The organism is Flagellimonas marinaquae, from assembly GCF_023716465.1.
In the GTDB taxonomy this organism is placed as follows: Bacteria; Bacteroidota; Bacteroidia; order Flavobacteriales; family Flavobacteriaceae; genus Flagellimonas; species Flagellimonas alginolytica.
Window position 1 is genome coordinate 2,023,841 of the sequence record NZ_CP092415.1, and the last position, 13,357, is coordinate 2,037,197.

Below are 13,357 nucleotides of genomic sequence, written 5' to 3' on the forward strand. Positions count from 1 at the left end.
CTAATCGGCTCTCTGGAGAAAAAAAGTGATTCCAAACACCGCGAAAAATGTAGTTTGTTGCAAATGCATTTTAATGGCAAGATTATTTTATCCTACTTTTTAAGGAGTAATTTTTCGGAATGAAAAGTATTGTAAAATGCTGCAAAGAAGTAAAAAAGAATCAAAAATGCAGCACGAACGCAGCACGCTAATTAACTTTTGCTTAACAATTATTTTTATAAATACCTGAAAAACAGAATGTTATAAAACAAAAAAGCCTCATAAAATGAGGCTTTTGCGGTCTGGACGGGACTCGAACCCGCGACCCCCTGCGTGACAGGCAGGTATTCTAACCAACTGAACTACCAGACCAATGATTTTATCTTTTCAAGACTCCGACAACAGTCGGATTCAAATCTTGTTCATTTGCTTTTTTAAAGCGAGTGCAAATATACATTCTCATTTCGGATATGACAAAACATTTTTTTAAAAAAAATGATCAAGCAAATTTCTGCCGCTCTATCATAAAGGAATTCAGGACTTGGGAGAAGTCCGAGCGAACATCCACCCCCACATATTTGATTTGGTACTGTGCGCATTTCAGTTTCAGGTCCTTCTGGTATTGCAACACTTTTTCTGAATATGCCTTTTTAATGGAATCTGCATACAAATCTATCTGTTCGCCAGTTTCTACATCCACAAAACGTTTGGGTGAATTGTCAAAATCAAAATTGAGCTCATGCTCTTTATCCAACAGTTGAAAAAGAACCACGGAATGTTTGTTGTATTTAAGATGACGCAGGGCTTCAAACAGTTTTTCCTCTTCGGTTTCCGTCTGGAACATATCGGTAAACAGAAAAATCAAGCTTCTCCGATGGATTTTTTCGGCAATTTGATGCAGAAACGTATAGGTTTTGGTCTCCTTCGTATCCTTTTTATGGGAAGCAACTTCGTTCAATTTGGAGTACAGCATCTGAAAATGACGCTCACTGTTTTTTTCGGAAGCATAAAAATCATACGTATCAGAATAAATACTTAGCCCAACGGCATCCCGTTGTTTTTTTAAGACTTGCATCAAAGCCGCAATGGAAAGCGCCCCAAAACCAATTTTGTTGAGGTTCTCCAAGGAATATTCCTTTACTTCGGGGTAATACATGGAGGCGGAATTGTCCAAGATCATATGGCAGCGCAGGTTGGTCTCGTCCTCAAATCGTTTGGTGTAGAGTCGGTCCGTGCGAGCGAAAAGTTTCCAATCAATATGTTTGGTGCTTTGCCCTGGGTTGTAAATTTTGTGTTCCGCGAACTCTGCAGAAAATCCATGGAATGGACTTTTATGAATGCCACTGATAAAACCCTCGACAATCTGGTTGGCCAAAAGTTCAAGGTTTTGGAAAAGTTTTGCTTTGCTAAGTTCCGATCGTAGGTCCATAACTGATTTCTGAAGACAAGATAAAATAAAAAAGGCTTGGCATTTGCCAAACCTTTTTTAAAATCCGTATTTCTACGTTTTTTTACAAAGCTGCATCAATTGCATCCGTGTACACTTTTTTAGGAGATACCCCTACTTGACGGTTGATTACCTCACCATCTTTAAATACCAAAACGGTAGGGATATTGCGAACACCGTACTTGGCCGCAAATTGTTGGTTGGCATCAACATCAACCTTACCCACAACAGCTTTGCCATCGTATTCTTGTCCAACTTCTTCAATGATCGGACCTACCATTCTACAAGGCCCGCACCATGCTGCCCAAAAATCTACTAGGACAGGCTTGTCACTTTTCAAAACTACTTCGTCAAAAGTTGCATCTGTTATTTCTAGTGCCATCTTATTAATTTTAATATTATGCAAAGTTAGTCAAATAATGCCCACGTAACTTACATCCGGTACATTCGTTTTAATTATTGCACTATTGGCATTAATTATACCTAGTTCAATTTATAATGAATTTCATTGGCTTCCAGTTCGGAAAGCAACTCGCTGTTGATCTTTACCTTTTGTTTTCGACTCGATAGTTTTAGTTTGATTTCTTCTTGCATCTCGTAAATCACAAAACTAATAGGATGGTCGCCTTTGTGCATGGTTAAAGTGTCCTTTAAGGTTTTTATGCGCTGTTCCTGTAATCGATCTATGTTGAGTTTGATGGTCAACTTTTTCGCAAAGGCATCCATTACATCCTGAAGCTGTTTAAAATCGTTGAACTGGAGCCTTGGCTCTCCTTTTTTGCCCGTATCGCGGTTCACCCATCCTTCGCGAACAAAGGCCCTAACATGTACAAATGAATTGATCATTAAAAAATGCCGGAACTTTAAGTATTCTTCTCCAAAAATCCGTAGTTCGTAGGATTCATTATAATCTTCCAATGTAAAAAGTCCCCAGCCTTTGCCATTTTTGGATACCCTATGCTGAACATCGGTAATAACACCTGCAACGGTAAGTTCTCGATTTACATATTCGTCCAAACGGGAGAAATCGCTCACCGTGTTCTTGCAGAACGCTTTGATCTCTTTTTTAAAATCATCCAACGGGTGGCCGGAAATATAAATGCCGACCACTTCTTTCTCGCGTCGCAGTTTTTCCATGGTTCCCCATTCTTCGCAAGGAGGAACAATGGGCTCTGGAATCTGCACATCGCTCGCTTCGCCAAAAAGGCTTACTTGGGATGAATTTTGATTCTCCTGAAACTTGGAACCGTACTTGACAGCTTTTTCCAAGAACGTGATGCCATCGCCCTCATCATGGAAATATTGGGCTCGGTGAGTGTTTCCGAAAGAGTCGAAGCCTCCTGCCAACGCCAAGTTTTCGAACGCTTTTTTGTTGGCAGCCCTTAGATCTACCCTTTTGGCCATATCAAAAATTGATCTGTACGCCCCTCCTTCTTTCCGGTTTTCCACTATGGTCTCTACGGCAGAGCGCCCTACTCCTTTTATGGCACCCATGCCAAAGCGGACGGCATTATCCTTGTTGACCGCAAATTTATAGTAGGATTCGTTAACGTCAGGGCCCAAAACTTCCAGTCCCATTCGTTTACACTCCTCCATAAAAAAGGTGACCTGCTTAATATCGTTCATGTTGTTGGACAGCACGGCCGCCATATATTCGGCAGGATAGTGGGCTTTTAAATAGGCCGTTTGGTAGGCTATGTAGGCGTAACAAGTGGAGTGACTTTTGTTGAAGGCATAAGAGGCAAAGGCTTCCCAATCCTTCCAGATTTTTTCCAAAACATCCCGTGGATGTCCATTTTTTTCGCCACCGTCCAAAAACTGGGGTTTTAGTTTTTCCAGCAGGGCAAAAATCTTTTTACCCATGGCCTTTCGGAGTACATCCGCATCACCTTTGGAGAAACCGGCCAGCTTTTGTGAGAGCAGCATTACCTGCTCTTGGTATACGGTAATTCCGTAGGTCTCCTTAAGGTATTCTTCCATGTCGGGAAGATCATAGGTGATTTCTTCTTCCCCATGTTTACGGGCGATAAAGCTTGGGATGTATTCCATGGGTCCCGGTCGGTAGAGGGCGTTCATGGCAATCAAATCATCAAAAACCGTAGGTTTTAGGTTTTTCATGTGTTTTTGCATCCCAGGGGATTCGTATTGGAATATCCCTACCGTATCTCCTCGTTGGAAAAGCTCGTATGTTTTTTCATCATCCAATGGAAAATCATCGGGTACCAGATCTATCCCTGTTCTCGCTTTTACAATTTTGACGGTGTCCTTGATCAGGGTCAAGGTTTTTAGTCCCAAGAAATCCATTTTTAGCAGACCTGCACTTTCCACTACGGAGTTGTCGAACTGGGTTACGTACAGATCGGAATCCTTGGCAACGGATACGGGAACAAAGTTGGTAATATCGTCCGGTGTAATGATCACCCCACAAGCATGAATGCCCGTATTTCGAAGAGAACCCTCTAACACTCGGGCCATTTTTACGGTCTGTCCCTCTAAATCGTCGGTTTCGGCAATATTGAGTAGTTCATGGACCTTTTCCAGCTCATCCGAACGGAATTTCTTTTTTAAGTCGGCTTCGTCCACTCCAAATATTTTGTTGAGTTTGGACATGTTGGGAATCAACTTGGCAATTCGGTCAGCTTCACTCAATGGAAGGTCCAATACCCTTGCAGTATCTCGAATGGATGATTTTGCAGCCATGGTTCCGTACGTGATGATCTGTGCAACCTGATTGGCTCCATACTTATTGATCACATAGTCCATTACCCGACCACGTCCTTCATCATCAAAATCAATATCGATATCGGGCATGGACACCCTGTCCGGATTTAGGAACCGCTCAAAAAGCAGGTCGTACTTCATGGGGTCTATGTTGGTAATGGTAAGGCAATAGGCCACCACCGAACCAGCGGCGGAACCACGACCTGGTCCTACGGAAACATCCATGTTCCTTGCTTCACGGATAAAGTCTTCCACTATCAAAAAGTATCCGGGGTACCCTGAGTTTTTAATAATTTCCAACTCAAAGTCTATCCGTTCCCTGATTTCTTCGGTTATTTCGCCATATCGCTTTTCGGCCCCTTTGTAGGTAATATGTCTTAAGTAGGCATTTTCTCCTCGATTACCGCCATCAACCTCGTCTTCTGGGTCCTTAAAATCTTCTGGAATATCAAATTTTGGAAGCAGGATATCGCTGGCAAGATCGTAGGGCTCTATTTTGTCCACAATTTCCTTGATGTTCAAAATAGCTTCGGGCAAATCCTTAAAGAGTTCCTTCATTTCGTCCGAAGACTTAAAATAGTACTCTTGGTTGGGAAGTCCATATCGATAACCCCGACCCCTGCCAATAGGTGTGGATTGTTTTTCACCGTCCTTTACACAGAGTAAAATATCGTGTGCCTCGGCATCCTTTTTATCGCAATAGTAGGTATTGTTGGTGGCCACCAGTTTTACGTTGTGGTCTTTGGCCATACGCACCAAAACTTGATTGACACGGTCTTCGTCTTCCTGTCCGTGGCGCATGATTTCGATATAAAAATCATCTCCAAACAGGTCTTTCCACCATAACAAGGCTTCTTCGGCCTGTTTTTCGCCTACGTTCAATATTTTGTTGGGTACTTCCCCATATAGGTTACCGGTAAGGGCGATAATATCTTCCTTGTATTGCTCGATTACTTTTTTATCGATTCTAGGTACATAATAAAAGCCGTCGGTATAGGCGATAGAAGACATTTTTGCCAGATTGTGGTAGCCTTTTTTGTTTTTGGCCAGGAGTACTATCTGATGTCCGTAATCCTTCACATTTTTATTGGTATGATCGTCGCATACAAAAAATTCACAGCCTACTATTGGGGTGATCTCTTTTTCGGTGGGCTGTTCGCCCTTGGCGATGAGTTCTTCGTTTTTTGCCTTTGCCGCCTTATTATGTCCCATTACTTCTTTCACAAAGTGAAAGGCTCCCATCATGTTGGCATGGTCTGTCAAAGCAACGGCGGGCATACCGTTTTTTGCTGTGGCCTTGACCAAATCTTTGATGTTGATGGTGGATTGAAGCACTGAAAACTGGGAATGGTTGTGGAGATGTACAAAGGGTTCATCTTCCAAAGTCTCCACATTCTCTTGTATCTCCTCGTCCGAAACCCCGCTAGTGTCCTTTTCCCAGAGGGCATCCGCAATTTTTTTTGATTCGGCCTTGAGATTGAGGTGCTTTAACCCTATGAGCTCTATTTCCTGGGGATTGGACTGGGAAAATCGTTCAAAATAATCGGGCTGAACATCCAGTTCTTGATAGGAATATTGTTTTTTCCGGACCAATTCCAAGAAGCAGCGTGTGGTGGCTTCCACATCTGCCGTTGCATTATGTGCTTCGGCAAAAGGTTCACCGAACAAAAATTCGTGCAGTTCGGTAAGCGTGGGCAATTTAAACTTTCCACCACGTCCTCCGGGAATTTTACAAAGTTCGGCAGTGTGTTCTGTACAAGTGTCCAGTACGCGCAGTTCGGTGAGCGGGCTTTCGACGCCCTCGCGATGGAATTCACATCCCATAATATTGACGTCGAACCCTACATTTTGACCTACCACAAATTTGGTTTGCTCCAATGCATTGTTGAAAGCTTCCAAAACCTCGCTAAGAGGAACTCCTTTTTCTTCTGCCAAGGCAGTGGAGATACCGTGAATCTGTTCCGATTCGTAAGGGATGTTGAATCCTTCCGGTTTTATCAAAAAGTCTTGATGTTCTATCAAATTACCTAGCTCGTCGTGCAATTGCCATGCAATCTGAACACACCTTGGCCAGTTGTCGGTATCGGTAATCGGGGCATCCCAGCGTTTGGGCAAACCAGTGGTTTCCGTATCAAAAATCAAATACATAGGCTATCTGTCTCGGTCAAAAAAGGATGGATAAAATTACGGAAGAAGATAGATTTGGTGAAAAAGAGTTGTGAGGAGTTATCAACTAAAAAAAGCCAGGAAAAATCCCAGCTTTTTCTGCTTGTATCAAGTGACTTTTGGAATTATGATACTGCTGTTTCGAATAAGTTCGCTGTCTCCAAGGTTTCCCTTATGGCATTTCGGTGTTTCATTAATAGGCTTTCCGTGGAAGGTGGTAATACAAACTCTTTATCGTGCAGAATATCGTTGTACGTCTCGATCGCTTCTTTTTCGCCCCTGTGCACTTCTTCCAGCATTGCCTCTTCATTGTTCGAGGCAAAGAGTAATTTAAAATCGATCCAAGATCGGTGCAAGGTACCTTTGGTGCTTCCCCCTTTATCGGGATTTTGTCCAAAGGCCTCGATTTCGGCCTTTAGCTCTTGGCCAAAATTATATCGCTGTTTGGCGCGATCCATAAAAAATTGTTTGATGGTCGTATGGTCTACTTTTTCAGCTGCTTTTTTGAATCCTTTTTCAGCATCATAGGTTCTTTCCAAAAGTTCGTTTAATTTGTTCGACATTTCTACGGTGTACTTCATAATCTTTTTTCATTTTGTCTGTTTATGGCCATCGATTTTCGATGACATCCACATTTAAGATAAGGTTTAAGTGCAGAATGGCAAATGTTTACAATGGTTTATAATATATTTAACGGGTTAGGGCCCAGTTGTTAAAAGGATTAACTTTTTTGTTTTAAACGCTGCGCTATAAACAAATAAGTGTATATTTGCACCCGCTTAACCGATAAGCGATTAAAAAGAATTAATAATCAGGGTCGGGCACCCTACAAATTAATGTGATATGCCAGTTAAAATTAGACTTCAGAGACACGGTAAAAAAGGTAAACCATTTTATTGGGTGGTCGCTGCCGATGTAAGAGCGAAGAGAGATGGTAAATTTTTGGAAAAATTGGGCACCTACAACCCAAATACCAATCCAGCCACCATTGATCTTGATATCGATGGTTCTGTAAAATGGTTGCAGAACGGTGCGCAGCCAACGGACACAGCTAGAGCTATTCTTTCTTATAAAGGTGTGATGATGAAGCACCACTTAGCAGTGGGTGTTCGTAAAGGAGCAATGACCGAAGAGCAAGCAGAGGAGAAATTCAAAGCTTGGTTGGAAGAGAAAGAACAAAAGATCCAGGCCAAGAAAGATGGTTTGAGCAAAGCCGAAGCAGAAGCTAGAGCAAAAGCATTGGAAGCCGAAAAAGAAGTGAACGAGAAGAGAGTTGCCGCTGCAATGCCAGAGGAAGAGGAAGTAGTGGAAGAGGCTGCGGAGGAAACCGCCGAAGCTGCAACAGAAGAAACTGCTGCTGAAGCTCCAGCTGAAGAAGCCACCTCGGAAGAAGCTGCCAAAGAAGAATAGAAACGTAAGACGATGCGCAAGGAAGATTGCTTCTATCTGGGCAAAGTCGTTTCAAAATATAGTTTTAGAGGTGAGGTGTTGGTCAAACTGGACACCGATGAGCCCGATATTTACGAAAACATGGAATCAGTACTTGTTTCATTGGGAAACAATCTGGTTCCATTTTTTATTGATAGATGCCGATTGCATAAATCCAATTTGCTCCGTATCGATTTTGAAGAGGTGAAGGATGAACCTACGGCAGATAAACTTATTGGGTCGGAACTATACTTGCCACTTACCATGTTGCCACCGCTTACGGGCAATAAATTTTATTATCACGAGGTTATCGGGTTTACGGTTAAGGACGAGTTGCATGGAGATATTGGTATTGTGGAATCCGTTAACGATAGTGCTTCCCAAGATTTGTTCGAAGTAAAAAAAGGGGACAAGGAATTATTGATTCCGGTAAGCGATGATATTATCACTAAAATAGACCGTGAAAACAAAACTATTCATGTAAAAACGCCCGAAGGTCTAGTGGATTTGTATTTAGGATAGTTTGTCATAAAAAAAGGAGACCGAAACAGCCTCCTTCTTCGCAATAAAAAAAATTAGACGAAATTTTATTTTTTCCACTTGCCGCCACCTAGGTAGAAACCAAGGGATATGCCTAAGTATGAGTTTTTAATTTCCGCACCTTCACCTAAGTCAGTCTTGCCAATAAGATTATAAGTTGCAGCTAATCTAAATTTGCCAGCTTCAAAACCAGCTCTGATAAGGCCACCAAATTTGCCATCGACCTCAATATCTGCATCACCCTCTATATCTTCAATATCATCTATATCAAAACCTATACTACCCAAAGAACTATAACCTACACCAGCTCCAAAAAAAGGAGCAAAAGAGGAACTTCCCGAGTTAAAATAGTAGTCAAATGTACCTGAGTAGGACATACTTGCAGTTAGACTTGCCTCAGCAGATGCCGGGCCAACGTTTACATTTTTAGCCATTGCAGCAGACTCAAAACGTATACCAATATTCATGTTATCGGCTATATTGTACTTAGGCTCAATGGCAAATAAAATACCACCACCCCCACTGGGCATGGCATATCCGGCATCAAGACCTACACGGAATTTACCTTGTTCTTGTGCTTGGGCTACTTGTACTACAGCTAACATAAGTAGTAATGCATAAAAAATTTTCTTCATAATCAAAAGTTTAAATAATTTGGTAATGATTTTAACAATGGGGTCTCTCCCCAAAAAATTGGAGACGAAATAAGCATATCCTAGTGTTATGGAGCATCAACAATTCACGAATGCCCTTTATGAACTAATAAATGATGCTTTTGAATTGACGGTTGTAAATAGGGTACAGTACTTTAACCTATATTTGGACCAATGAAGCCTTTCAAATTCAAAGAATTTACGATCCATCAAGATCAGTCTGCTATGAAAGTGGGGACGGATGGAGTTTTACTAGGAGCTTGGGCAAGCCTTGATCATGAACCCAATGCTATTTTGGATATAGGTGCCGGGACTGGCTTAATAGCATTGCAATTGGCACAGCGATCCATGGCTGAAGTCATAGATGCCATTGAGTTGGATGATGCTGCCTATGAGGAATGTGTCGTTAATTTTGAAGCTTCACCTTGGGCGGACAGATTATTTTGTTACCATGCCGGATTTGATGAATTTGTAGACGAGATGGACGACCAATATGATCTTATTGTCTCTAATCCCCCTTTTTATTCCGAGAAAATGGATAGTGGTAATGTCTCGCGTGACCAAGCGAGGCAAAATAGCTCATTGCCGTTTGATGAATTGGTTGCTGGAGCCTCAAAAATGCTATCCAACAAGGGGGTTTTTGCAGTAATAATTCCTTTTAAGGAAGAAGCCGTTTTTATGGAAATGGCCAAGAATGTTGGTTTGTACCCGAACCGAATCACAAGAGTTAAAGGAAATCCGAATGTTGATAATAAAAGAAGTTTGATGGAATTCTCACACAATAATAATGAACCAAAAATGTATACATTGGTCATAGAAAATGGAAGACATCAATACACAGAAGAATACATTGCATTGACCAAAGCATTTTATTTAAAAATGTAACAATAAGCGAATGAAATGTTATATTTACTTAAAATTTAATCCGAATGAAGCCTGATTTATTTGAAGCCCCAGATTACTACAATCTCGACGATTTACTTTCTGAAGAACATAAATTGGTTCGCGATGCTGCTCGCCAATGGGTAAAGCGAGACATATTGCCAATTATTGAAGAATATGCCCAAAAAGCGGAATTTCCAGAACAGATCATTGGTGGATTGGCCGAAATAGGAGCATTTGGGCCATATATCCCAGAAGAATATGGAGGAGCCGGATTAGATCAGATCAGCTACGGATTGATTATGCAGGAAATCGAACGTGGTGATAGTGGCGTTCGTTCCACAGCTTCCGTGCAATCCTCATTGGTTATGTTTCCCATATTCGCCTACGGTACTGAGGAACAACGAAAAAAATATTTGCCCAAATTGGCAACAGGGGAGTGGATGGGCTGTTTTGGTCTTACCGAACCCAACCATGGTTCCAATCCTGGGGGAATGGAAACCAAGTTTAAGGACGCTGGCGACCATTATGTACTGAACGGGGCAAAACTGTGGATTTCCAACTCACCATTCGCCGATGTGGCCGTAGTTTGGGCCAAAAATGAAGAGGGCAGGATTCACGGACTTATTGTGGAACGCGGAATGGAAGGGTTTTCCACTCCGGAAACACATAATAAATGGTCACTGAGGGCATCTGCCACCGGAGAGCTTATTTTTGATAATGTAAAAGTGCCCAAAGAAAATCTCTTACCGGGCAAAAATGGTTTGGGAGCGCCCCTAGGTTGTTTGGACTCGGCCCGATATGGAATTGCATGGGGAGCCATCGGGGCAGCTATGGATTGTTACGATACGGCCTTGCGCTATGCCAAGGAACGTATCCAGTTTGGAAAGCCCATTGCCGCATACCAGCTGCAACAAAAGAAATTGGCCGAAATGATTACAGAAATCACAAAGGCCCAGTTGTTGGCTTTTCGTTTGGGACAATTAAAGAATGAAGGCAAGGCGACCACCGCACAAATTTCGATGGCCAAGCGGAACAATGTGGAAATGGCCATTAAAATAGCCCGGGAAGCAAGACAAATGCTGGGCGGCATGGGTATAACCGGGGAATACAGTATTATGCGCCACATGATGAATTTGGAAAGTGTGATTACTTATGAAGGTACACATGACATTCACCTATTGATCACTGGTGCAGATATTACGGGAATCCAAGCGTTCAAATAGAGGAGTAAATCACAAAATTTTTTCTACCGTAACCCTTATCGATTTGCTGATGGGGGTCTGACTTTTGTCGGCAAAATGGTTGTGGGGCACCAACATATTGGTCTCAGGAAAATAGGCGGCCATGTTCCCTTTGGGAATGTTATAGGTCACTACCAAGAATTTCTCTGCGGTACGTTGGATACCATCATAATGGCTGTGCAGATTGACCACATCCAATTGTGTCAACCCTTTTTCGGTCATATCCTCTTCATTCATAAAAACCACTCGGCGTTCGTTGTGGATGCCACGGTATCGGTCGTTCAACCCATAAATCGTAGTGTTGAATTGGTCGTGTGAACGAATGGTCATCAATAATAATTCATTTGCTTGCAACTCGTGGTCTGGCAAGGGGGTAATCGATAATTGCGCCATGCCATTCGGGAGCATCCTAAAATCTCGGTTACGGACATTGTTGGGCAAGTAGTATCCAAACCCTTTAGATTGCTCACTGGTATTCTGGAACCCTTTCACGGTTTTATCGATCAATTTTCGGATGAGATTGTAATCCTGACCTAATTCATACCAGTTCATGGAGTGATTGCCTCTAAAATAGGTGTGTGCCAAGAGCGCAATAATCTCTGGCTCACTTTTGATATGCTCCGAAGCAGGTTTCAGTAGCCCTTTGCTCTGCCTTACTTTGCCCGTGCTGCTTTCCATGGTCAAAAATTGGAGCTCACCGTTTTTCTCATCTTTTTCGGAACGACCAAATGTGGGCAATACCAATGCAGTTTTGCCGGTTATCAAATGGCTTCGGTTAAGTTTGGTGCTAATTTGTACGGTCAACTCACAATTTTGAATAGCCTCTGCCGTGTATTTGGTATCCGAAGCCGCCATCACAAAATTACCGCCCAAACAAACAAATACCTTCGCCTTTTTTTTGTGCATTGCCTCAATGGCTTCCACGGTATCATACCCTTTTTCGGTGGGAGGATCAAAGTTGAGGTGTTCTTGAATTTTTTTGTTCAGCCTCTTGTTTACGTAGTGCATGATGCCTACGGAGCGGTCGCCTTGGACATTGCTGTGCCCTCGAACCGGACAAGTACCTGCAAAGGGTTTGCCCACGGCTCCTTTGAGCAGCAAAATATTAACGTATTCCTTGATGCAGTCCACTGCATTTTTATGCTGGGTGATTCCCATGGCCCAACAGATGACGATTTTGGAGTTTTCGGCCAACAGCTCCACCACCTTGTCAATTTTGTGCATATATACCCCGGTCCTTTGTTGAAGGCTCTCAACATCATAGCAATCCAAATCTTTTATCAGTTCATCATATCCATCCACGTATTCCACAATAAATTCATGGTCAAGTACATTGTGGTTTTTGGCATCCAGCGCTACCAGTTTTTTTAGGATCAATTTGGCCAGGGCAACATCCTCATTAATTTTGACAGGTAAGTGAATGTCGGCAATGGGCTGTCCGTTGCCCAACATGTCGGAAACACTTTGGGGATTTTTAAAGTTGACCAATCCTGTTTCGGCCAAGGGGTTGATGCTGATGACCTTGCCACCATTCTTTTTGCATTTTTCCAAAGCGGATAGCATTCTCGGGTGATTGGTCCCGGGATTTTGCCCTACAACTAAAATCACCTCTGCACCATAAAGGTCATCCAGTTTTACCGAGCCTTTGCCAATGCCCAAGGTCTCAGAAAGTGCCACGCCCGATGATTCATGGCACATATTGGAGCAATCGGGCATGTTGTTGGTGCCAAAAGCTCTGGCAAACATGCCATAGAGGTAGGCAGCCTCATTGCTAGATCTACCGGAGGTATAAAAAATCGCCTCGTTTGGGTCCTTGAGTCGATGGAGTTGCTCCGAAATCAATTCAAAGGCATCTTGCCAAGATATAGCTTCGTAGTGTACACTGTTCGGTCTTAATACCATCGGTTCAACGATGCGTCCTAATTTGTTGAGTTCAAAATCGCTGAGTCGGGAAAGTTCCTCAACGGAATGTTCTGCAAAAAAGTCGGCGCCGATATGGTCTCGGGTCGCTTCGTCGGCCAATGCCTTGGCCCCATTTTCACAATATTCCGCAATTTTTGATGGATTTTCGGGAACGGGCCATGCACAACTTGGACACCGAAAACCGTCCTCTTGGTTCATTTCCAGCAAACTGCGCATGGAACGCACTATCCCCATTTCCTTAAAACCGTGCCGTAGGGCTTCCTTTACGCCCAGAAGTCCAGCTGAGGTCTCCATGGGTTCCTTGAGGCGGAGCCCTGTAAATTTAATGTCCCCGGTAAGGGAAATGTTGCGTTTTGTTTCGTTCTCCATTATGG

At 42.7% G+C, this 13,357-nt stretch carries 10 protein-coding genes and 1 tRNA gene; 4 read left to right on the plus strand and 7 right to left on the minus strand.

The genetic code is table 11. The features are described 5' to 3' along the window. Window positions 1-277 precede the first annotated feature (277 nt). The 5 genes from MJO53_RS09080 to MJO53_RS09100 all read right to left on the minus strand — a co-directional run bounded on the left by MJO53_RS09080 (window position 278) and on the right by MJO53_RS09100 (window position 6,894). Window positions 278-351, minus strand: a tRNA-Asp gene (locus MJO53_RS09080). Between the two features lie 127 nt (window positions 352-478). Then, window positions 479-1,408, minus strand: a complete 930-nt coding sequence (locus tag MJO53_RS09085; protein WP_252078847.1) for a DUF58 domain-containing protein — start codon at window positions 1,406-1,408, stop codon at window positions 479-481. Between the two features lie 82 nt (window positions 1,409-1,490). Beyond that, window positions 1,491-1,808 (minus strand): thioredoxin, encoded by a 318-nt coding sequence (trxA, locus tag MJO53_RS09090; protein ID WP_100817082.1) that lies wholly within the window; start codon window positions 1,806-1,808, stop codon window positions 1,491-1,493. A 101-nt stretch (window positions 1,809-1,909) separates the two neighbouring features. Continuing rightward, the gene (dnaE, locus tag MJO53_RS09095) at window positions 1,910-6,295 is read right to left on the minus strand and encodes a DNA polymerase III subunit alpha (protein WP_252078848.1); all 4,386 of its coding nucleotides are present in this window, start codon (window positions 6,293-6,295) and stop codon (window positions 1,910-1,912) included. A 143-nt stretch (window positions 6,296-6,438) separates the two neighbouring features. Beyond that, window positions 6,439-6,894, minus strand: a complete 456-nt coding sequence (locus tag MJO53_RS09100) for a ferritin-like domain-containing protein (RefSeq protein WP_224835602.1) — start codon at window positions 6,892-6,894, stop codon at window positions 6,439-6,441. A 262-nt stretch (window positions 6,895-7,156) separates the two neighbouring features. Here MJO53_RS09100 and MJO53_RS09105 point away from each other — a divergent pair, with 262 nt between their 5' ends. Then, the gene (locus MJO53_RS09105) at window positions 7,157-7,723 is read left to right on the plus strand and encodes a 30S ribosomal protein S16 (protein ID WP_224835601.1); all 567 of its coding nucleotides are present in this window, start codon (window positions 7,157-7,159) and stop codon (window positions 7,721-7,723) included. 12 nt (window positions 7,724-7,735) lie between these two features. Continuing rightward, the gene (rimM, locus tag MJO53_RS09110) at window positions 7,736-8,263 is read left to right on the plus strand and encodes a ribosome maturation factor RimM (protein WP_252078849.1); all 528 of its coding nucleotides are present in this window, start codon (window positions 7,736-7,738) and stop codon (window positions 8,261-8,263) included. Window positions 8,264-8,328: 65 nt separating this feature from the next. Here rimM and MJO53_RS09115 read toward each other — a convergent pair whose 3' ends face one another. Beyond that, on the minus strand, window positions 8,329-8,916 hold the full coding sequence (locus MJO53_RS09115) for an outer membrane beta-barrel protein (protein WP_252078850.1): 588 nt from the start codon (window positions 8,914-8,916) through the stop codon (window positions 8,329-8,331). Window positions 8,917-9,108: 192 nt separating this feature from the next. Between MJO53_RS09115 and MJO53_RS09120 the strand changes: the two genes are divergently transcribed. Both MJO53_RS09120 and MJO53_RS09125 read left to right on the plus strand, forming a co-directional pair. Beyond that, a complete protein-coding gene (locus MJO53_RS09120; RefSeq protein ID WP_252078851.1) occupies window positions 9,109-9,819 on the plus strand; it encodes a tRNA1(Val) (adenine(37)-N6)-methyltransferase in 711 nt (236 codons plus the stop codon). 44 nt (window positions 9,820-9,863) lie between these two features. Continuing rightward, window positions 9,864-11,042 carry an acyl-CoA dehydrogenase family protein gene (locus MJO53_RS09125; RefSeq protein ID WP_252078852.1) on the plus strand — a complete coding sequence of 393 codons (1,179 nt, stop codon included), beginning with the start codon at window positions 9,864-9,866 and terminating at the stop codon, window positions 11,040-11,042. A 9-nt stretch (window positions 11,043-11,051) separates the two neighbouring features. On the opposite strand, the gene MJO53_RS09130 is transcribed toward MJO53_RS09125, so the two are convergent. Next, the gene (locus MJO53_RS09130; protein WP_252078853.1) at window positions 11,052-13,352 is read right to left on the minus strand and encodes an FdhF/YdeP family oxidoreductase; all 2,301 of its coding nucleotides are present in this window, start codon (window positions 13,350-13,352) and stop codon (window positions 11,052-11,054) included. Between the last annotated feature and the right edge of the window lie 5 nt (window positions 13,353-13,357).